The following is an 18,963-nucleotide window of genomic DNA, read 5'->3' as shown; positions in this document are numbered from 1 at the left end:
TTCAGGGCTTCAGCAAGGGCGCTCGTAAGTCACGTCCGGGAAGTACCGCTCCCACTGCTCCTCGGTGATCGGCGTGCGGACGTGCTCGCAGGCGCGGTCTATCGCCTGCTGGAAGTCGGTGTCGAGCAGCCGCGTCGTGTTGTCCCAGCTGCCGGTGGCCAGCGTGCGCCCGTCCGGGCTGAACACCGCCGAACTCACCGCGTCGGTGTGGCTGGAGAGCGTCACCATGCCGACCGGATGGCGCGGATCGGCGACATCCCACAGCTTCACCGCTCGGTCGTCTCCGGCGGAGACCAGCGTCCGCCCGTCCGGGCTGAACGACACCGCGTAGATCCCGTCGGCGTGCCCGGTGAGCGTGGCCAGCGAGGCCGGGTGGCGGGGATCGCTGACGTCCCACAGCCGCACGGTCTGGTCGTCACCGGCGGTGGCCAGCACGCGCCCGGCCGGGCTGAAGGCCGCCGCGGCGATCACCTGGGTGTGCCCGGTGATCGCCGCCAGCTGGACCGGGTCGCGGCGATCGGAGACGTCCCACAGCCACACCATCCGGTCCTTGCCCGCCGCGGCGACAAGGTTCCCGTCGGCGCTGAACACCACCTTGAGCAACGAGTCGAGCGGGCCCTTGAGCATGGCCGTCTCGGTGGGGCGGCGAGGGTCGGCGACATCCCACAGCCTCAGCGTGTGGTCGATGCTCGCGGTGGCCAGCGTGCGCCCGTCGGGGCTGAAGGCCACCGATTCGACGGCTTCGGCGTGCCCGGTGATCGTCGCCAGCCCGGCCGGGTGGGCGACGTCGGTGACATCCCACAGCCGGACGGTGCGGTCGTAGCTCCCGGACACCAGTGTGCGGCCGTCCGGGCTGAACGCCACCGAGTTGATCTCCGCGGTGTGCCCCGGCAGCGTGGTGATCGCCGCCGGATGCCGGGGATCCGCGACGTCCCAGAGCCGCACGGTGTGGTCGTCGTCGCCGGTGACCAGCGTGCGCCGGTCGGGGCTGAACGCCACCGACAGCACCTCGCTCGGATGGGTCACCACCGCGAGCGGCACGGTGCTGAGCAGGCTCTCCCGGGTCCGGGTGGTCGGTGCCATCTTGTGGGCGGCCAAGCTGAGCTGGACCGCCAGCTCCGGGTCACTGGGATAGAGCGTGACGGCTTCGCTCGCCACGATCTGCGCGCGGGCGGCGTTGCGTTCGGTCGTCGCGGTCCGCTGGGCCCGCACCGCGAAGATCGTCGCGGTGACGGCGACCAGCGAGACGACGCTGAGCAGCGCGACCAGCTGGCGCAGCCGCCTGCTGGTCTTGATCTCGACGGTCCGGCTGGCCTGCAGGAACTTGCGCTCGCGAGGTGTCAGCGCGGTGTCGTTGCGGGTCGCCCAATCGAGTGCCCTGGTCAGCCGGGTGCCCCGGTACAGCGCGCCCGAGTCGCCGCCGAGCGACTCCCAGGTGTCGGTCGCGTCGGTGAGCTGGCGGTGCAGCCGCAGGCCTTCGCGGTCGTCGTCGAGCCAGCCGCGCAGTCGCGGCCAGTGCCGGATGAGCGCCTCGTGCGCCACTTCGACGTACTCGTGGTCGAGGGTGAGCAGCCGGGCCCGCGCGAGGCGGTCGACCACGGCGCCGGTGTCCTCATCGGTGCCGAGCTCGCGCCGCGAGACCCGCCTGCGGGTGTCCGGCGCGCCGTCGCCGGGTGCGGTCAGCCGCAGGAAGAGATGGCGGACGGCGGTCTGCCGCGCCGGGCTGAGACCCGCGTACACCTCTTCGGCGGTGCGGGACACCGCGTGCTGGATGCCGCCGGTCTTGTCGTAGCCGGCGAGCGTCAGCGTCATCCCGCTGCGGCCGCGCCACGTCTGCAGCAGCGCGTGCGACAGCAGCGGCAGCACGCCGGGATGCCCGGTGGCTTCGGCGACCAGCCTGGTCACCAGCGCCGTCTCCACCGTGCAGTCCGCCGCGGCGGCAGGCCGGGTGATGGCTTCGCGAAGCTCGTCCGGGCTCATCGGCCCGATCAGGACCTGGGCGTCACGCAGCGCGGAGACCAGCGACGGGTGCCTGCCGCAGTGGCCGTAGAAGTCCGCGCGGACGCCCAGCACCACGCGTGCCCGGCTGGTCGCCACGGTGGCCGCCAGCACGAGTGCGTCGATGAACCACTCCCGCTCGGCGGACTCCTCGCAGAGGGAAAAGACCTCTTCGAACTGGTCGACGACCAGGAGCAACTCCGCGTCTTCGGCCAGTCCGGCCATCGCCTGCCGAATGCGCAGGTGCAGGTTCTCCGGATCCTGTGCCAGTTCCGCGCGCAGTTCCGGGACGGATTCGCCGAAGAGTTCGGCGAGCCGCACCGCGCATTCCTCGATCGGGTGAGCGCCGGGGGTGAACACCAGCACGCGCCGATTCGCCGCGTCTTTGCGCATCCGCGTGACCAGCCCGGCGCGCAATACCGACGACTTGCCGACGCCGGAAGCGCCGAACACACCCACGAACCGTTGTTCGCGGACGCGTTTCACGACATCGGCGATGACGGTGTCGCGGCCGAAGAACCGATCCGCGTCATCGACGTCGAAACACGCCAGCCCGGCATACGGGACGACCGAGCCCGCGATATCGGCGGGCAGTCCCGGTGACGGGGACAATTCCGCGGAAACCGCGCGCCACCGCGCTTCCCATTCCCCGCGATCGCCGTCACAGGCGTCGACAAAGGCCAGCGTGACCGCCAGACTGGGCAACTTGCGGCCCGCGGCCGCTTCGGACAGCGACGCGGCCGAATAGTGCGCACGGGCGCTGAGCTGCCGATAGGTCGGTCTGCCCGCCTTTTCCCGGAGTCGTCTCAGATCCTCGGCGAACCACGCCAGCGCGCTGTCGTCGCCCTCGATCGGGCGCTCAGGCCGTGGCACTTCAATCCCCTTTCCCGGCCGCTCATTGTTCAGACTCTGTTGATCAGCGTCCAGCGCTCGGCGGTGAACAACACATCCGAAGTAGACAAGAGCCGTTCGCCGGTTCGTTCACTCTAGGGGTGTGGACGAACCGGCAACTACGCTGCCCGCGCGCTCACCGGAGCGGGGCCGTCCACTCGACGTGCGCGCCACCCGGCCGCCCCCGGCTGATCACGAGCCGCCCGCCCGCCGACTCCGCCCGCTCCAGCAGGTTCCGCAGGCCGCGATGCTCGGCGTCGGCCGGGATCCCGATCCCGTCGTCCCCCACCGCGATCCGGAGCTCGTCGCCCCGCACGCCGATGTTCACCATCAGGTTCGACGCCCGCGCGTGCCGCACCGCGTTCCCGACCGCCTCGCGGACCACCGCTTCGGCGTGCTTGGCGAGCATGGGCGCGAGCGTGTCGAGCGTCCCTGCCATGCTGACCGTCGGATGCAGCGAGGTGTCGTCGGTCAGCTCGGCGATGATGTCGTGCAGCCGGTTGCGCAGCCGCAGGCCGGTCTGGCCGCCGTGCAGGTCGAAGATCGCGGTCCTGATCTCGTGGACGATCTCGTGCATCTCGTCGATGCTCTCGCCCAGGCGCTGCTGCAGCTCGGGTGACTTCGTCCGCCGGTGCGTGCTCTGCATGGCCAGGCCGACCGCGAACAGCCGCTGGATCACGTGATCGTGCAGGTCACGTGCGATGCGATCCCGGTCGGCCAGCACGTCGAGCTCCCGCGCGGTGCGTTGCTGGGCCGCGAGGCGCAACGCCAGCGCGGCCTGGTCGGCGAACGAGGCCAGCACCGGCAACTGCCGTGAGTAGAACACCGGCGCACCAGCCTGGCGGGCCGCCACCAGCACCCCGGACGTCCGGTCACCCGCTCGCAACGGCACCAGCAGCGTCGGCCCGAACGACACCCCGCCGGGCAAGGTCAGCGCGGGCACGGTGCGTGGTGTCCGGTCCCGGTACACCGCCCCCGGCACCGACGACCCGGTGTCGATCCGGACGCCGGTCAGCTCACCGGCCCCCGCGCAGACGGTGACCGTGAGCTCGTCCGCTTCGGTGTCCTCGTCCAGCCGCGGGTCAGGGAGCGCGAGGAACGTGACGTGCGAGCCGGTGAGTTCGAGCGCTCGGGCGGCGATGAGGTTCAGCGCGTCGGCCGGGTCGGTGCCCGCCAGCAGCTCGGTGGTCACCTCGCTGGTCGCGCCCAGCCACTGCTGCCGGATCCGGGCCTGCTGGTAGAGATGCGCGTTCTCGATGGCGATCCCGGCCGCGGCGGCGAGCGCCTGCACGATCACCTCGTCGTCGTCGGTGAACTGCCCGCCGTCGTTCTTCTCGGTCAGATAGAGATTGCCGAAGACCTCGTCGCGCACCCGTACCGGCACCCCGAGGAACGAGCGCATCGGCGGATGGTGCGGCGGGAAGCCCGCCGAGGCCGGGTGCTGGGACAGGTCGCTGAGCCGCAACGGGTCGATCTCGTCGGTCACCGCCCTGAGCAAGCCATGTCCCTCAGGCAGGTGCCCGATCCGCTCGCGGGTGTCCGCGTCGATGCCCCGATAGATGAACTCGGCGAGCGAACCGTCTTCGGCCACCACGCCGAGGGCTCCGTACCGCGCTTCACCGAGGTCGACCGCCGCCCGCACGATGCGTCGCAACGTGGTGTCGAGCTCGAGTCCCGAGGCCACCGCCAGCACGGCGTCGAGCAGGCCGTCCATCTTGTCGCGGGTGCCGATGAGCGACTCGATGCGCTCGTGCAGGTCATGCAGGACCTCACGGACCCGGAGTTGCGCAAGCGTGCCCGCCAGGCGTCGCACGCCTTCGGGTTCCGACCCGGCCATCCCGCCAACCCTTCACCCCCGGCGCTCCCAGTGTGCAGCGAATTGTCGGTGAATGGGAGTGCCGAGGGTCAGGTTTCCGAGTCGGTGTCATGCTGGCCGCGCAGCTCGGTCGCGAGCACCGCGGCCTGGGTGCGGCGCTGCATCCCGAGTTTGGTGAGCATCCGGGAGACGTAGTTCTTGACCGTCTTTTCGGCCAGGAACATGCGTTCCGCGATCTGGCGGTTGGTCAGTCCCTCCCCGATCAGCTCCAGCAGCGTGCGTTCCTGGTCGGTGAGCTGCGCGAGCGGTCCTTTCTTCTGACCGCCTTCACGGAGCTTGTCCATCAGCATCGCGGCCGCCCTGGTGTCGAGCAGCGACCGCCCGGCGCCGACCTCGTGCACGGCCGAGATCAGGTCCATGCCCCTGATGTCCTTGATGACGTACCCACTCGCGCCTGCCATCACCGCGTCGAGCATGGCCTGCTCGTCGGTATAGGACGTGAGCATCAGGCATTTCACGCCCGGCAGCTTCGACAGGAGCTCGCGCGCGAGCTCGATGCCGTTGCCGTCCGGCAGCCGGACGTCGAGCACGACGACGTCCGGCCGTAACGCCGGAATCCGGGCCAGTGCTTGGGAAACGCTCCCCGCCTGGCCCACGACGGTCAGCCCGCCGTCTTCGTCCAGCAGGTTCGAAACCCCACGCCGGACCACCTCATGGTCATCGACCAGGAACACCCGGAGCATCGCACTCTCCCCACGGGTTGACGTGACGAGCGTACGACTTGCCCGGCGTGATGACCAAAATCGTCAGCCACGCGTGAGCACCCCGGCGAGCCGCTCGGCGAACTCGGCCGCGTGCGGCGGGGCGTATCCGATGTGGTCACCGGGGAAATCGACCACCTCGGCGCCGAATCGGTCCGCCAGCACGACATTCGGCAGGTAGGGCATGTGCTCCTTGGATTCCAGCCCGCCCGCGAGCACGATCCGGTCCTTCAGCGTGTCCAGCGCCTCGAGGTCCGGCACCAAGCTGGGGTACACGAGCAGTTCGTGCCGCATCCAGAAGTGCATGTTGGCGCTCATCCTGGCCATCATCTCCTTGACCGCCTGCGGGACTTCGGCCGCGGCCGGCTCCTGCCGCTGTCCCATGCCCATCGCGGTGCCGAACTTCCGCATCGCGGGCACGAGGCCTTCCGCGCGGTAGGTGTCGTGGATGTCCTGGAAGACGGCCAGCCATTTGTCGCCGTCCGGGAGCAGTGGCGCGAGTGGCGGTTCGTGCGCCACCACCGTCTTGACGCGGTCCGGGTGCCGGACGAGCAGATGCAGGGCGACGATCGCGCCCGAGCTGCTGCCGAACACGAAGGCGGGCTGATCGGTGAACTCGTTCAGCAGCCCGAGCGCGTCCTCGACGTCGACGTCCAGCCGCTTCGCGTCGTCGGGTTCGCCCTCGAGCGGGCTGCGCGAGAAGCCGCGCCGGTCGTAGGTGACGGTCGTGAACCGATCGGCCAGGTGGTGGGAGACGTGGCTGTACGGCCCGGCGTCCCCGTTGCCGCCCGGAATGAACAGCAGCACCGGGCCGCTGCCTCGTGATTCGTGGTGGATCCCGTTCATCGTGTTCCCCTTGGTTCCGGCAGGCCGGCCGCGAGCAGGCGCAGCGCCTCCCGCAGTTCCGGCCAGAGTGGTATCGGCGGGTCCGCGTGCAGCCAGCGTTCGGTCGCGACATGCTGCGCGGCCCCGACCGCGCTCGCGACCAGCCGGGGATAGAGATCGCGACCGGCGTCGGTGCCGGTGCGCGCGGCGACAGCCTTCGAGAACGCGTTCTCCGCGGCGAAGGTCGCCTTGATCATCTCCGCCTGCAACGCGGGTTCGGCCAGCACGACGCGAAGCGAGGCGAGCACCTCGGTGCTGCGCTCGCGCTGCTTCCCCATGATCGCGGCCAGCACATGTTCGATGGAGTCCCACAGCGGCTCGCCGGCAGGACGTTCGAGCAGCGCGGCGGCGGCCTCGACCATGCGGTCGAAGTGCCGGGCGGTGAGCGCTTCGTACTTGCTGGAGAAGTAGTTGCGGAAGGTCCGCTCGGACACGCCCGCCGTGGCGGCGATGTCCTCGACGCGCACGTTTTCCAGCCCGCGTTCCAGCGCGAGGTTGAGCGCAGCCCAGCTCAATGCCTGCCGGGTGGCCACCTTCTTGCGTTCACGCAGTCCCTCGCTCACACCACCGAGGATACAGAAACTTGCCGGTTCGGCAAGATTGCCGAACCGGCAATTTTTGACTCAGTGTCCGCCGTCGAGATCACGCCGCTCGCGATGCCTGACGCCCTCACGCGACCGGGTGCGCCCATCCGGCGAAAACGCGACCCAGCTGTGCCGCCACTCCTCACCCGGCCGCCAGACGTTCCCGACACCCGCTCCGTCGTTCGCGCCGAAGTAGACGAACGGCCGGTTCAGGTCAAGCGCTGGACTCGAATTGGTGATTCCACTACCGCCGGACACAGCGCCGTGGACCTCGGTCTCCACTCTCACGTCATATGTCACGACCCGGCCGAGTCGACCCTGTGGTGTTCCCAAGCCTAATTCGTCGACACTCGATTTCGCCAATTCGAAAGAGAACCGCGGCCAATCGTATTTCTGTCGTTCACCCGCCGCATTGGCTCCCCCGTTCCCGACCAGTACCGCAGCCGCCAGCACCAGGACGGCCACACTGCCAGACCCACGCCGCACGATCGCTTCACCACCATTTCTGGCTTTACTTTCTCGCAAGCGGTTTCCCAGGCCCGGGGAATTGACTTCGATCTTCACCATATGGCGCGGTTCGAGCACAGCAAACCGGACCTGCGGCAGTCCGTCAACTGCCTGGCGAGCAATTCAGGCCACCGGGTATCACGCAAGGCCGAACGACTCATGCCTGACAAATTTCCTGCCCATTCCCGCCAGTCGACCGTATGGGTGACGCCCGAGTCGCGTGATCAACTTCGAGCGGCCAGGCTCCCGTGAAAAACGGAAACGGGTCTATGCGCACACTTCTTCCACTCCTCGCACTGGTGCTGCTCGGCGGCACTCTGTCCACGCCGGCCGAGGCCGCCGACGTGCTCGTCGTCGACCCGGCCACGGCCACCGCCTTCATCGATTCCGCCGGTCCGGCCGCGCAGCGCGGCAAGTCCGACTACGGCGTGCCCGCGTCGGTCACCGTCGCGCAGGCGATCCTCGAATCGGGCTGGGGACGCTCGGCGGTGAACAACAACTACTTCGGCATCAAATGCGGTTCATCGGGGCCCGGCCCGATCGCGCTCGGCTGCTCTGACTTCATCACCCTCGAGTGCTGCCCGGTCCACGAGGTGCTCGCCTCCTTCCGGACGTACGCGTCCATGGAGGACTCGTTCCGCGACCACGGGCTCTTCCTCGCCAGCCGCGCGCGCTACGCGAAGGCGTTCGACTACCCCGACGACCCGAACCAATTCATCCGCGAGGTGCACGCCGCCGGTTACGCCACCGACCCCGGCTATTCGGACAAGGTCATCGGGCTGATGCAGAAGTACGGGCTCTACCGGTTCGACGGCTGAGCGTCGGATTTCCGACTCCACACGGTGACTCTTCCGGATCCTTGCGACACTGGGAGTGACACCTGCGGAAGGATCCGGCAGTGACGGACTACGGCATCGACGTGTCGCACTGGAACAACGTTTACGACTGGTACGCCGTCAGCGACGACGGCATCGGCTTCGCCAGCCTCAAACTCACCGAAGGCACCGGCTGGGTCGACAACACCAGCGCCGACCGGGTGCCCGCCGCGATCGACGCGGGCGTCGTGCCCGGTGGCTACCACTTCGCGAGACCGGGCGACGTCAGCGCCCAGGTCGACCATTTCGTCGGCCAGCTCGACGCGGCGGGCCTGCTCACACCCGGTTGCCTGGCGCCGATGCTCGACATGGAGGACGCGTCACTGCGGCCGTACGCCGACGATTACGTCGGTGAGTTCATCGAGCTGATGCGTGATCGCACGGAGGTCAGCCGGATCCTGGTGTACGCGAACCTCGACTGGTACACGCGCGTGCTGCGGCCGGATTACTGGGCCGACGACGAGGTACGCCTGTGGATCGCCCGCTACAACGGCGATCCGGGTAATCCCGGCTGGGAACATCCTTTGCTGGCAGTGCATCAGCACACCCAGACCGGCAAAGTCAGTGGCGTCGCGGGCAATGTGGACCGCAACGCGACCGTCGACGACTTCGCCATCGACGATCTGCTGGTCGAGGAGTACGAGTACGCGGACTAGAGCGCCGCCGGCGGATCGCGCGTGCTAGAGCAGTGCGCTAGAGCAGTGCCCGCACGAGCGCGCCCGCTATCCACGCCGCGGTGTCCTCACCGGACCAGCCGCGGTCCTGGATGAGCGACCGATAGACGTCGTAGGTCGTGATCGCGTACATGATGTCGGCGGCCCGCTCGGCGCTGAGCCCCGCCTGCAGCGCACCCCGCTCGGCGAGCGCGGCGGTGATGTGCCGGGGCCCGTCATACCGCCCACGCTCCGCCGTGGTCAGGAAGCTCGCGACGTCGGGATCCGCCGCGGCCGTTACGCGCATGACGTCGAGCAGGCCCATGTAGCGCTCCGAAACCTCGCGCATGTGGTTGCTGTAGAGCTCGAGCTGCCGCGCCGGATCAGGCTCGGCGAACAGCTCGGCGACCCACGCGCGCTCCGGTGGCGGGGTGGCTGCCTCCTCTTGCGGCCCGGCGACGAGCACGGCCGCGGCCTCCGCGAGGACGGCGACTTTCGTGCCGAACGCCTGGTAGATCGTCTGGACGTGCACCCCGGCCTCATCCGCGACGGCCTGCAACGTGGTCGCGGCGTACCCGCGGTCCGCGAACAACCGCGCGGCGGCCTCCGCGACCTTCCGTCTCGTGGCTCGCCTGCGGCTGCTGCCCGGGCTCGTGGCGCTTGACATGTCCGCCAGCATACCTATAGTTCACTATATAGTTGACTATAGATTTGGGGAGCCGGCATGCGAATCCTCTGCTCGACCACGCCGATGGAAGGCGTCTTCGCCCCGGTCTTGCCCTTGTTGCGCTCCCGCACCGGCGACGACGTACTGGTCGCGACCGGCCCCGATCTGGTCGACCGTGTCCGCTCCGCTGGTCTGACGGCGGTCGCCGCCGGCCCTGCCGCCCCTGCGGCCGCGGCCCGTGCGATGACCGACCCGATGTTCACAGCCGGCTCCGAGCCTTGGCGCATCGGCGCGGTGATGTTCTCCCGGGTGATGGCCCCGGAGAAGCTCCCGGCCCTGACCGCGATCGCGGACGACTTCGCTCCCGACGTCATCCTTCATCCCCCGGTCGACCTGGCCGCCCCGTTGCTCGCGGCGAGGCGGGGAATCCCGTCGATCACCTACGGCACCGGATTGCTGCTGGAGCCCGAACTAGTGTCGGCGATGGCGCGATGGGTTGCTCCCCTGTGGACGGACTCCGGTTTGTCACCCGACACTCACGCGGGCCTGTACCGTCATCGCTACCTGAACCCGGTGCCCGCGAGCCTGCAGCCCGACCTGGGCCCGGCGTCCGCTTGCGCGTCCCAGATCCGCCCAGCCGTACCAGGTTCCACCGACGATCTGCCGCCGTGGGCATCCCAGCTCGGTGACCGTCCTGTCATCTACGTTTCCTTGGGCACCATCCCGATTTTCAACCAGCCCTCCTTCTTCGCGCCGATCCTGGAAGCACTCGACGACGTCGACGTGATCGTCACCATCGGTCACACCGCCACCGTGGATTCCCTCGGCCCGTTACCACCCAACATCCACGCCGAGAACTGGCTTTCCCTGGCCGCGGTCCTCCCCCGCTGCGACGCAGTCGTCTGCCACAGCGGCGCGGGAACCACACTCGCGGCCCTGTCGTCCGGCCTCCCGTTGGTCTTGCTCCCTCGCGGCGCCGACCAGTTCCCGACGGCGGCCGCCTGCGAACGCGCGGGTGCGGCCCAGGTGATCACCCCGGACCGGCTGACAGCCGATGCAGTCCGCCACGCGGTCGCCACGGTGCTCAAGGACGACTCTTACCGCTCGGCCGCGCGCGGCCTTCAAACCGAGATCAACGCCATGCCCACCGCCGCCACCGTCGAGCTACCGTGACGGTCCGCGTCATGCTGGCCGAACGCCAGCCGGTCATGCGGACGGCCCTGCGTATTCTATTGTCCACAGTAGACGGAATCAGTGTCGTCTCCACGCTACCCCACGCCACCGACATTCCCCGCGAAGCGGCCTCCCACAACCCCGACGTCATCATCCTCGACATCGGCGCGCACACCACGATCACGACGATCCGCGCGTCCGCTCCCCGAGCCGCCATCGTTGTCTTCACGGTCTCAGAAGACGACGTCCACGCAGCACTCCGCGCAGGCGCCCGTGGCTACCTCCTGAAAAGCACCGAGCCGGCCGACATCGTCCACGCGATCCACAGCGTCGCGGCCGGCGCGACGATATTGGGGCCTACCGTGAAAACCAGCTTCACTGACATGTTTTCCTTTGGCCAGAACCCGTTTCCTCAACTGAGCACGCGCGACCGGGAGCTACTCGACCTCCTCGCGTCCGGCATGGACAACCACTCGCTCGCGCGCCATTTCCACCTGTCCCCCAAGACAATCCGCAACCGGACCTCGTCGATCTTCAGTAAGCTAGGCGTTTCCACGAGAGCTGAGGCCATCGTGCACGCTCGCCAAGTCGGACTCGGCCATAAAGGTGGTTCGCAGCCACCTTAAAGTGTGATCGCACGAGTGTTCGACCACGCGTAGCGTGGAACGCATGGACACCACTGATGCTCCCGAGACGTGGCGCTTGAGCCCGTCGGAGCTTGCCGCCGCACTGCGCGAGGAGATCCGCATCTCCCGCGTCGCAGAAGCGCGCGCCGGTGCGTTGATCGCCGAGATCGAGACCCGCGGTATCAAAGCCATGTACGGCTACCACACCACCGCGACGTTCCTCATGCACTTGTTGAACATCTCCCGATCCGAAGCGAACCAACGTGTCAGACGCGCCCGAGCCCTCAACCCAGCACGCGGCCGCGAGGATGGGAACCCCATCCCCGCGGCCGCCCCGACCACAGGAGCCGCCGCCAGCGAAGGCGCCATCAGCGACAACCACATCGATGTCATCCTGAACGCGCTGAAGAAAGCACCGCCCTCAGTCGCTCCCAAGGAACGCGAGTCCGGAGAAAAGGTCCTCGGCGATCTGGCCCGCGAGGTCGATCCGGTCACCCTCGCCAAAGCCGCCGCGGCACTACTCACCAATCTCGGTCCCGACAGACCCGTGCCGCACGACACACCACCAAAGGAACCCACCAACGAAGCCCGCCGCAGGCTACGCGCGGACGGACGGGTGGAATGGACCCTGACGCTCACCGGCGTCGCCGCCGCCCAAGCCGAGCTCTACACCAGCGAACGCACCCCACCCGCCACCGACGACGAGACCGACACCCGCAGCCACGCGGAGAAACTCGGCGACACCTGGGCGGAGGTCATCTCCCACGCCATCGGCGACCCCGAACTGCCGAGCAATGACGGCATCCCCTTACAGCTCACCCTCACGACCACGATCTCCGAACTCCTCGCCGAATCGGGCACCGTCCCGCTCGAAGGCGGCCGGAACATCACCGCCCGCGAAGCACGCCGGGTATGCTGCGAGGCCGACGTCTACGTAGCGATCCTTTCCGGCACCGACGTCCCGCTCGACCTTTCAAGGCTTCAGCGCTATGCCAGCCCCGGCCAGCGGCGCGCATTGGCCTTGCGGGACCAAGGCTGCGCCTTCCCCGGCTGCCGCCGCACGCCCCGCGACTGCGACGCCCACCACGTGATCCACTGGCTCAACGACGGCGAAACCAAGCTCGAGAACCTCTGTCTTCTCTGCCCGCACCACCACCAGCTCATCCACACCTCACCTTGGGAAGTCCACATCGCCGACGACGGCAAGCCCACCTTCACCCCGCCCGACGACCTCGACCCCCAGCGAAGACCCCAGCGCAACACTGCCCACGACACCTCCGCCGTCACCTGACCGCGGCAAGGTGAGGGTGGCGCTCAACCTCGAATCAACCGGCCACTCCAACCCCGGCTGCACGACGCGACCCCCGTCCCCACAGCAAGCTCACCGCCATGTTCCAGAAAATCACCGCACTCACCCTCGCGGCGCTCCTGGCCACCACGGGCGTCGCCCAAGCAAGCGACAAATACACCCTCGACCTGCCGCCCCCGAACGGTCCCTACAAGGTCGGCACCACAGCACTCCACCTCAAGGATCCAGCAAGGCAGGACCCATGGAACCCCGCGCTCCGCAGGGAACTCATGGTCTCGGTGTACTACCCGGCCTCCGACACCCGAGGCCGGGTGGTCGCGCCGCAGTTCACGCCTGGAGCCGCCGAGAGTTTCGGAGCGTTCGATACCGTCTACCTGCATCCGCAGTTGCCGCAAGGCAAGGTCGACTGGGGCGCCACTAAGACCCACTCCTACCTTGACGCGCCCGCACAACGCACCAAGCGCCCCATCATTTTCTACACGCCCGGCGGAGCAGAGCCGCGGACGCTGGGCAGCGGGATCGCCGAGGATCTGGCGAGCCGGGGATTCGTGGTGGTGACCATGGATCACACGGGAGAGGCGAGTGAGGTCGAGTTCCCGGACGGGGTGCGGCCGATCCAGCTGCCGCCGGACCCGGCCGAGTTCCCCCAGACCATCCGGAAGTCGCTCGACACGAGGGTGGCTGACACCAAGTTCGTGCTCGATCAGCTCGAACTGCTGGCCGGCGGCTCTAACCCGGATGTGGACGGAAAGCCGTTGCCTGCCAACCTGAACCGGGCGGTGGACATGCGACGGGTCGGGATGTACGGACACTCGCTCGGCGGGGGCGCCGCGGTCAAGGCCACATATGAGGATCCGCGCATCGACGCCACTGTCAGCATGGAGAGCTACCTCAGCTACTGGCCCGCCCCGCAGGGCCAGCCTCGTGAGATCTTCCCCGTCGCGCAGGAGGGAACCCAGCGGCCGCTGCTGCTCTTGACCTCCGAGCGCGGGCAGGACGACGACATGCGCAGCGACTGGTCACACCTGCTCGCCTCCGGCCAGGCACGGCGCGTGCACTACGACGACGCCGCGCACTACGTCTTCACCGACTACGGCCCGATGGCCCAGCAGTTGCACCGGGCCGGGCTCATGACCACCGAAGGCACGGCCGCCCTGGTGGGCACGACGGACTACACCCGCGCGATCCGTAAGACGATCGCCGACTTCTTCACCTGCGCCCTCCGCTAGCCGAGGTCGCCTCCGCTAGTCCGGGTTGCCTCCGCTAGTCCGGGTCGTCGGTGTGGCGGGCGGTTCTCGCCGCCCGCCACACTCACGATCCCCACACTCACGACCCCACGTCGCGCGGATCGTCACAGCCGGGCCAGAATGCGGTCGCGGGCTGTTTCGAGGTGATGCTTCATCGCGTCTTTGGCGGCTTTGGGGCGGCGGGCGATCAAGGCTTCGGCGATGGCGTGGTGTTCGTCGATCGTCTGCTCGCCGAAGGGCTGGTTGTAAGACAGGCGGAAGAAGTGCAGGTGGCAGTGGGTGCGGGTGATGGCCTGCTCAACCGCCTCGTTGCCTGCCATGTGGAGGATCAGCTGATGGAGACGGGCGTCGTGGGCGGTGAGGGCCTTGTACCCCTCATAGTTTCCGCTGGTCGGCGCCGCCGGGCAGGTCTGTAGCTCGGCTCGCAGGGCTAAAGCCAGCGGCTCGGTCATCTTCGTCGCGGCCTTGCCCGCGGCTTGAGGCTCAAGGAGGAGCCGGAGTTCGTAGAGGTCTGCGATCTCCTGCGGCGTTAGGAGCTCGGTGGCCCGGTAGCCGCGCAAGGGAAGGCGCGAGACCAGGCCTTCCGACTCCAAGCGGGCCAGTGCCTCGCGGACGGGGGTGCCTGAGACCTGCAGCTCCCGGGCGACCTCGTCGATATTGACGCGGTCGCCCGGGGAGATGCCATGGTTCATGATGAGCGCGCGGATCTGCTCGTACACACTGTCGGCGAGCACCTGCCTGCTCGGCAATTCCATGGACCCAGTATATCGTGCATGATCCACGATCACAGGGAGCCCAGGTCGATCGCCGCCGCGAGTGCCTCGTTGCCCGCGTCCGAGGGATGCAGCTTGTCCTCCGCCGAGTACTCCGGCTTCATGCGCAGGGGGTCCTGCGAGTCGGCGATCGCGGCGGCGAAGTCGACGACGCCGTCGAAGATGCCGCTGGTGCGGATGAACTCGTTGACCGCCGTGCGGGTGGCCTCCAGCCCGGTGTCCCAGCCCCACCAGCCCTTGAACGGGGTGATCGTCGCACCGATCACGCGGATCCCCTTGGCGTGCAGGCGATCCACCAGCGCACGGTACCCTGCGGCGAACTTGGCCGGATCGTTCTGGCGTGGATCCTGGAGCATGTCGTTGATGCCCTCCAACAGGATCACCGTGCGCACGGCCGTCCGATCGAGCGCGTCGTCGTCCACACGCGACAGTCCGCTGCGGCCGTACGCGAGCTCGCCGCCGTCGAGCAGCAGCCGGTTCGCGCTGATCCCGGAGTTGAGCACGCCGAAACGCTGACCCAGCCGGTCCGCCAGATAGTCCGGCCAGCGGTGATTGGCACTCGATGTCGAGTAGCCGCCGTCGGTGATCGAGTCGCCGAACGCGAGCACGCTCGCCGACGCGGCCGAACCGCGGACGTCGATTTCCTTGACGTAGAACCAGGATCCGACCTGCCAGCCGAACGCGGCGCCCGAGACGTCACCGACATGGTCGCCCGTTCCCGCGAACGAGGTCTGGCTCGCGGCCGGGTGATACGTCGCCGGTCCCGACGACGGTGTGTATGTGGTCACCAGCAGGTCCCCGTCCGCGGGCACCGCGAAGTCCAGCGGATCGCTGCGTACATCCTGACCAGCGGGAACAGTCACCGTGGCACGCCCGGCGAAGGTCAGGCGGCGCAGCGAGCCAGGCACGGCGTCGGCGGCCTGCCCAGCGCGCAGCGCGACGCTCGCGCTCAGCAGCAGTGGCGACGTGCCGAACTTGTTGCTCAGGGTGACCCGCGCCGACGTCCCGGCCACGCTGGTGTGCACGATGTTGCGCACCGACTGCCCGGCCCGTGACTCGCCACCCGCCGCGGGTGCCGTGCCCCAGGTTCCGACCCAGCCTTCGTCAGCGGCCGGGGTACCGAATACCTGGACCTCGGCCAGTGACAAATAGTCTCGGCGAGCGAGCTGCACCATCACGTACCGCCCGGTCACCGACAGCGGCACGGAAGCGGAGCCGCTCAGCCGCTGCGACCACACGCCAGGGCGCGCGGCCTGCTGTTCCGGGGTCAACGAGGTGTCGAACGGGTGCGCCGAGACGAACAGCCAATAGTCGTTGAGCCGTTCGGAACAGCAATCCGTGCGGTTCCAGACGTTGACCGTGCTCATGGGACCGACCGCGCCCAGGTCGACCTGCCACCACGGATGCGCTTCGAGATCGGTGTGGCTCACGGAGTTGTAGCCGAACACGCCATTGGTGTCACCGTCGACCGCGTGTGAGGCGAGGCCACCCCATGCTTCCGACGACTGCGTGGCGATCTTGCCCAACGCCAGGTCCGGACTTCCCGCAAGGCCAACGGAGAAGATGTGCAGCTTGGGCGAATCCGGGAGGCGGACGGTCTTGACCGTCTTGTGCGGATCCAGCTTCACCACGGCGAAGAACACGTGCACCGGCCGGTTGTCGCGGCCGCCGGGTCCGTTGCGGTACGGCATGCTCACCACCGGGACCACCGACGGCGTGCCTTCCCAATTGGGGCTGCCGATCGTGAAGTCCTGGTTGCTGCCGTCCGTGTACTGCACCCTGCCCATGCCTTGCGTGTCCAGTGTGCCCGAGGTGCTGGCCAGCAGGAACCCGAGGGTGTCGGAGGCGCCGCTGACCCCGACAAGCTGGCCGCGCGAGATCGCGTTGTCCGGCGAGCCCGTTGGCCAGGTGAACTTGATGCCGTGCGACGAGATCAGCGCACCCGGGGTCACGCCCTTGGCCGCCAGGGCCTCGGCCGAGTAGCTGTAGCCATACCCGTCGACGTTGCCGCGCGAGGTGTCACCGTCGCGCGTGATGCCCACGTTGTCGAAGCGCGTGCTCAGCCCGGCGCACAGCGAAGACGCCACGGCCGAACTCGTTCCGGAAGCAGTGCTCACGGTGACCGTGCCACCCGCGGGTGCCGACACCGTCAGGTGGTTCGGCGACACATAGACCGGCGGAACGCTTTTGCCGCCGACGGTCACGGCCGAGTCCGGGGTGAAGCCGGAACCCGACAGCAGCAGGTCGCCCGTGCAGGATGGCGAAACCAGCACGAGGACCGGTGGACGCGAGGTCGTCAGGTCGCGGAACGCCGGTTCGAGGCCGGCCGCCGCCAGCACCTCGGCGGGGATCTCGCCGGCCTGCGGGTTCGGTGAGATCAGGCGGTTGCCGCCCAGGTCCTCGAGGCCGACCGGGGCCGGCGCGCACGGGAACGAGTTGAGCGGGCCGACGTGGTAGTTGTCCTTGAGCCGCACGTGTCCTGTGGTCGAGCAGCCGCCGTTGAAACCACCGCCGTCGTCGTACTGGACGTTTCCGGTGATGGTGACGTAGTCGCCGCCTTCGTCGTTGTAGACGGTGTTCGCGGTCTTCTTCCCGCTGAAGTTGACGTTCCCGGTGACCGTCAGCCCGTGCTCGTAGCTCGTGCCCTGGGGCCCATTGGTGTAGACGGCACCGCCGTCGTAGCGGACGAGCATGTCGCGGTAGACGAGGTTGTTCGAGATCGTGTTGTCCGCGTTGATGTTCGGGTTCTCACCGGGGAACACCGAATTGGTACGCCAGCCACCCCAGCCCGAAGAGATGCCGGTGTACGGCACGTCGCCGATCTCGTTGTGCACAATGGACGTCCCGCGTGAGTAGCCGTTGACGATCGCGGGCGCGCCGGTGAACTCGACGCCGGTGTGGCGCAGCAGGTTGTTCCGGATCGTGTTCCCTGTCGCGATCTCCGCCTCGGTGGCGGGCCGGGGATCGTCGACCGCGCCGAGCAGGATGCCGATACCCGACACGTCGGTGACGACGTTCCCTTCGATCAGGTCCCGCTGGACGCCGTGCTGCAGGCCGAGCCCCGCTCCTCCGAGATGCGTGAAAGTGTTGCGCACGAACGAAACGTCGCGAGTGCCGGTGAGGTCGACCGCCGCGTCCGGCCGCGTCCACGACGCGAACGGGCAGGTTCCCTTGGGCACCGAGTACTCACAGAGGCCCTGGCTCTTCGAAGCGCCCGGCCCGGTGAGCGTGAAGTTGGCCTGCATCTCGACGAATCCGTCATCGCCGCTCGGCCGCAACCAGGTCGCGTACGCGAACTCGATGCCTTCGAACGTCATGTCGTGCAGCGGTGCGGCGGCCGAGGTCGACGTGCGCATCAGCTGCTCCAGCTTGGGTGCGACGAAATGCATCGACCGTACGTTCTCGCCGGGTTTGGGCTGGTAGTAGACGACGTGCTGGGCCTCGTCGAGGTACCACTCCCCTGGGCTGAGCAGCTCGAACGCGTTCTCGACGCGGCTCGGCACCGCGTCGGACGGGTAGGTCGGGAAGCCCCCGGCCGGGTTGTCGCCGAACGGTCCGCGCGGCTGGTCGGCGAGCTTCATGTTGTCCCAGCAGGGCTGCCGCATCGTGACGGCCGAGCCCTGGATCGACGCGACGCCGCACCTGGGCTCGCTCCACGAACCATGTCCGTCGCCGAGCACGAACTCGATCGACGACGGATTGCGCCACGACGCCATCGCCGGGCTGTCGAAACCGGCCGGCGTCTGCTTCATCGGGACTTCGCCCTGGGCGCGTGGGAGGCGGACCCCGTCGGCGTAGAGCTGGCGCGTGCGCAGGTCAGCGGGCACGCGCGCACTCCACAGGCCGCCCGACTCGCGCCAGCCCGTGACCGGGAGCCCGCCGCTGAACACGGGTTTCTGGCCCGGCGCGGCCTGCCAGCGCACACCGGAGTCCTCGGCGCCGAACACGAGCGGCGCGGTCAGCGAATAGGTGCCGCCCGCGAGCCGGACCACGACGTCGGCGTACCGCGAAAGCTGACGGGCCCGTTGCTGAGCAGTGGTGACCGAGCACGGCAGCATGGCCGCGCACAACGGCCCGACTCCGTTCGGCGCCGCGTAGACGACGATCTGCCGCGCGGCGGCCACGGCCGGTGTCGCGAGGGCCAAGCACGCGACGGCCAGTAGGGCACCCAGTCTGCGCAAGAACACAGTCGTTCCTT

Annotated in this window: 15 protein-coding genes; 6 read left to right on the top strand and 9 right to left on the bottom strand. The window is 68.4% G+C overall.

Annotation, left to right across the window (positions count from 1 at the left end; all coding sequences use genetic code 11):
- Window positions 1–9: 9 nt before the first annotated feature.
- The 6 genes from BLV57_RS02255 to BLV57_RS02230 form a co-directional block, all read right to left on the bottom strand.
- Window positions 10–2,871 carry an nSTAND1 domain-containing NTPase gene (locus tag BLV57_RS02255; protein WP_091285920.1) on the bottom strand — a complete coding sequence of 954 codons (2,862 nt, stop codon included), beginning with the start codon at window positions 2,869–2,871 and terminating at the stop codon, window positions 10–12.
- A gap of 154 nt (window positions 2,872–3,025) precedes the next feature.
- Window positions 3,026–4,726, bottom strand: a complete 1,701-nt coding sequence (locus tag BLV57_RS02250) for a sensor histidine kinase (RefSeq protein ID WP_091285917.1) — start codon at window positions 4,724–4,726, stop codon at window positions 3,026–3,028.
- Between the two features lie 68 nt (window positions 4,727–4,794).
- Entirely contained in the window at window positions 4,795–5,448 is a 654-nt protein-coding gene (locus BLV57_RS02245) for a response regulator (protein ID WP_091285914.1), read from the bottom strand.
- 63 nt (window positions 5,449–5,511) lie between these two features.
- On the bottom strand, window positions 5,512–6,312 hold the full coding sequence (locus tag BLV57_RS02240) for an alpha/beta hydrolase (RefSeq protein ID WP_091285912.1): 801 nt from the start codon (window positions 6,310–6,312) through the stop codon (window positions 5,512–5,514).
- Window positions 6,309–6,914 carry an acyl-CoA-like ligand-binding transcription factor gene (locus BLV57_RS02235; protein WP_245757107.1) on the bottom strand — a complete coding sequence of 202 codons (606 nt, stop codon included), beginning with the start codon at window positions 6,912–6,914 and terminating at the stop codon, window positions 6,309–6,311. The genes BLV57_RS02240 and BLV57_RS02235 overlap by 4 nt, the downstream gene beginning before the upstream one ends.
- Before the next feature lie 60 nt (window positions 6,915–6,974).
- On the bottom strand, window positions 6,975–7,217 hold the full coding sequence (locus tag BLV57_RS02230) for a hypothetical protein (RefSeq protein ID WP_091285907.1): 243 nt from the start codon (window positions 7,215–7,217) through the stop codon (window positions 6,975–6,977).
- Window positions 7,218–7,711: 494 nt separating this feature from the next.
- On the opposite strand from BLV57_RS02230, the gene BLV57_RS02225 reads away from it, so the two are divergent.
- Together BLV57_RS02225 and BLV57_RS02220 are read left to right on the top strand one after the other, a co-directional pair.
- Entirely contained in the window at window positions 7,712–8,260 is a 549-nt protein-coding gene (locus BLV57_RS02225; protein ID WP_091285904.1) for a glucosaminidase domain-containing protein, read from the top strand.
- An 80-nt stretch (window positions 8,261–8,340) separates the two neighbouring features.
- Complete coding sequence (locus BLV57_RS02220; RefSeq protein ID WP_176968472.1) at window positions 8,341–8,973, top strand: glycoside hydrolase family 25 protein; 633 nt, start codon at window positions 8,341–8,343, stop codon at window positions 8,971–8,973.
- A 37-nt stretch (window positions 8,974–9,010) separates the two neighbouring features.
- Here the strand turns inward: BLV57_RS02220 and BLV57_RS02215 are convergent, their stop codons facing one another.
- Window positions 9,011–9,637, bottom strand: a complete 627-nt coding sequence (locus BLV57_RS02215) for a TetR/AcrR family transcriptional regulator (protein ID WP_176968471.1) — start codon at window positions 9,635–9,637, stop codon at window positions 9,011–9,013.
- Window positions 9,638–9,694: 57 nt separating this feature from the next.
- On the opposite strand from BLV57_RS02215, the gene BLV57_RS02210 reads away from it, so the two are divergent.
- The 4 genes from BLV57_RS02210 (at window position 9,695) to BLV57_RS02195 (ending at window position 13,974) form a co-directional block, all read left to right on the top strand.
- On the top strand, window positions 9,695–10,810 hold the full coding sequence (locus tag BLV57_RS02210; RefSeq protein WP_091285898.1) for a glycosyltransferase: 1,116 nt from the start codon (window positions 9,695–9,697) through the stop codon (window positions 10,808–10,810).
- Between the two features lie 11 nt (window positions 10,811–10,821).
- Complete coding sequence (locus BLV57_RS02205) at window positions 10,822–11,436, top strand: LuxR C-terminal-related transcriptional regulator (RefSeq protein WP_143046959.1); 615 nt, start codon at window positions 10,822–10,824, stop codon at window positions 11,434–11,436.
- Between the two features lie 43 nt (window positions 11,437–11,479).
- Complete coding sequence (locus BLV57_RS02200; protein WP_091285892.1) at window positions 11,480–12,727, top strand: HNH endonuclease signature motif containing protein; 1,248 nt, start codon at window positions 11,480–11,482, stop codon at window positions 12,725–12,727.
- A gap of 98 nt (window positions 12,728–12,825) precedes the next feature.
- A complete protein-coding gene (locus BLV57_RS02195) occupies window positions 12,826–13,974 on the top strand; it encodes an alpha/beta hydrolase family protein (RefSeq protein ID WP_091285890.1) in 1,149 nt (382 codons plus the stop codon).
- 122 nt (window positions 13,975–14,096) lie between these two features.
- On the opposite strand, the gene BLV57_RS02190 is transcribed toward BLV57_RS02195, so the two are convergent.
- The gene (locus BLV57_RS02190) at window positions 14,097–14,747 is read right to left on the bottom strand and encodes a GntR family transcriptional regulator (protein ID WP_091285886.1); all 651 of its coding nucleotides are present in this window, start codon (window positions 14,745–14,747) and stop codon (window positions 14,097–14,099) included.
- A gap of 29 nt (window positions 14,748–14,776) precedes the next feature.
- Entirely contained in the window at window positions 14,777–18,952 is a 4,176-nt protein-coding gene (locus BLV57_RS02185; protein ID WP_091285883.1) for a GDSL-type esterase/lipase family protein, read from the bottom strand.
- Window positions 18,953–18,963 lie beyond the last annotated feature (11 nt).

The sequence above is a fragment of the Amycolatopsis xylanica genome (assembly GCF_900107045.1).
Classification (GTDB): domain Bacteria; phylum Actinomycetota; class Actinomycetes; order Mycobacteriales; family Pseudonocardiaceae; genus Amycolatopsis; species Amycolatopsis xylanica.
The sequence above is the reverse complement of the archived record's forward strand: the minus strand, read 5'-3'. Positions and strand labels throughout refer to the sequence as shown.

What these genes read in the sequence shown, in the direction of transcription:
- BLV57_RS02250 (WP_091285917.1), bottom strand. Translation starts at nt 4,726, where the DNA reads ATGGCCGGGTCGGAACCCGAAGGCGTGCGACGCCTGGCGGGCACGCTT.
- BLV57_RS02205 (WP_143046959.1), top strand. Translation starts at nt 10,822, where the DNA reads ATGCTGGCCGAACGCCAGCCGGTCATGCGGACGGCCCTGCGTATTCTA.
- BLV57_RS02195 (WP_091285890.1), top strand. Translation starts at nt 12,826, where the DNA reads ATGTTCCAGAAAATCACCGCACTCACCCTCGCGGCGCTCCTGGCCACC.
- BLV57_RS02210 (WP_091285898.1), top strand. Translation starts at nt 9,695, where the DNA reads ATGCGAATCCTCTGCTCGACCACGCCGATGGAAGGCGTCTTCGCCCCG.
- BLV57_RS02225 (WP_091285904.1), top strand. Translation starts at nt 7,712, where the DNA reads ATGCGCACACTTCTTCCACTCCTCGCACTGGTGCTGCTCGGCGGCACT.
- BLV57_RS02215 (WP_176968471.1), bottom strand. Translation starts at nt 9,637, where the DNA reads ATGTCAAGCGCCACGAGCCCGGGCAGCAGCCGCAGGCGAGCCACGAGA.
- BLV57_RS02240 (WP_091285912.1), bottom strand. Translation starts at nt 6,312, where the DNA reads ATGAACGGGATCCACCACGAATCACGAGGCAGCGGCCCGGTGCTGCTG.
- BLV57_RS02245 (WP_091285914.1), bottom strand. Translation starts at nt 5,448, where the DNA reads ATGCTCCGGGTGTTCCTGGTCGATGACCATGAGGTGGTCCGGCGTGGG.
- BLV57_RS02200 (WP_091285892.1), top strand. Translation starts at nt 11,480, where the DNA reads ATGGACACCACTGATGCTCCCGAGACGTGGCGCTTGAGCCCGTCGGAG.
- BLV57_RS02190 (WP_091285886.1), bottom strand. Translation starts at nt 14,747, where the DNA reads ATGGAATTGCCGAGCAGGCAGGTGCTCGCCGACAGTGTGTACGAGCAG.